We start from the raw sequence: 1,317 nt of genomic DNA, 5'->3' as shown, positions 1-1,317 counted from the left end.
GCTAGAACCTTATATATTTATAAAATTAATAATCTCGTTAAGACAAAGCAAAAACCAACCTTAAACTACTCTCAAAATAGCGTTAAAATCGGTTTTATTAACAAAGATGAATATATTAAAATAACAGGTTATGAAATTAGCGACTTTAATTTTAAATTACAAATTCAACAAAACACCACAGTTCAAGACAATATCACTAGTTATGTTATGATTGATGAAAAAGATATTTTAATTAATGATATTTCAAAACAATACAAAGTATTTTTAGAAACATTAGACTTAAAAATAGTATCTATTAATGAACCAATTAGTGAAGACAATAAAAATGAATGCTATATCATTGAAGAATATAAACGACCTTATACACCCGATGGTGTTGATATTATTAAATCTACGCATTTAGTTAAAATAACTGACTTTAAATGAAAAAATCAAAATAGTATTCATTTAGTGTTACAAAAATCATTACCAGAAGATACTGTCTTTACTGGAATTGAAATTAAATATCCTAAATCAATGTTATTTGGCAATATTAAGTGTTGGGGCAATATCAATGGTGTTTATTCTTATCCATCATCAAATATTGAAAACGCTAGTTTGGTGCCTTTATTATCAATGCCAATTGAAACAAACCCTAATTTAAGAGTATTTCAATATTGATTTACGGAAATTTTTTTACCTTGAAATATTGCCAAAAATTACATTCAAGGAAAAGATGTATTAAATTTAATAAATAAAAATGGTTTAGATAAAGTTTTATTAAATTATTTAACATATCGTTATAACTATGATAAAAAATTTCAAGGGACAAAATACGATGAAAAAGGCAATCCTACAAATAAAGCGACTGAATTACGCCAACAATTTGAAGGACAAAAACCCGAAGATGTTATTGATGGTCTATTTGAAGAATGAAAGTTCAAAAATCCAACTCTTATTAATGATAAAGTTGTCAAAATATTTAAACAAATTATTTATATGCTTTCAAATTATACATATAGCAAATATGCAATTAATAAAGGTTATAATGATGATATTAAGTTAATTGCCCCATATTATTTTGAATTATTATCAATACCTGAACCTGATAAAAAAGATGAAAATTATTGAGAATTTAAAAAATGTATAATTGAGTTAAATTCATTGTATTTTAATTTTTCTGGTGGTTCTATTCCACCATCGCCATTAAATTATTGAAAAGAAGTTGATGCAGATGATAAACCATTTAATACTGTTGATAATAAATGATATTTTGTTGTGTGAAAGGGCAAAACGCAATGATATATAACAAAGTTTCTTAATAATGAAAAAATAAAT

At 24.4% G+C, this 1,317-nt stretch carries 1 pseudogene; it reads left to right on the top strand.

What is annotated here, in order from left to right:
• Positions 1–1,317 (top strand): annotated as a pseudogene (locus D9R21_RS07655) (hypothetical protein); the annotation flags it as partial.

It is taken from the genome of Spiroplasma endosymbiont of Megaselia nigra (assembly GCF_003987485.1).
Classification (GTDB): Bacteria; Bacillota_I; Bacilli_A; order Mycoplasmatales; family Mycoplasmataceae; genus Spiroplasma.
Note: the sequence above shows the minus strand (reverse complement) of the source record. Positions and strands in the feature narration are given on the sequence as shown.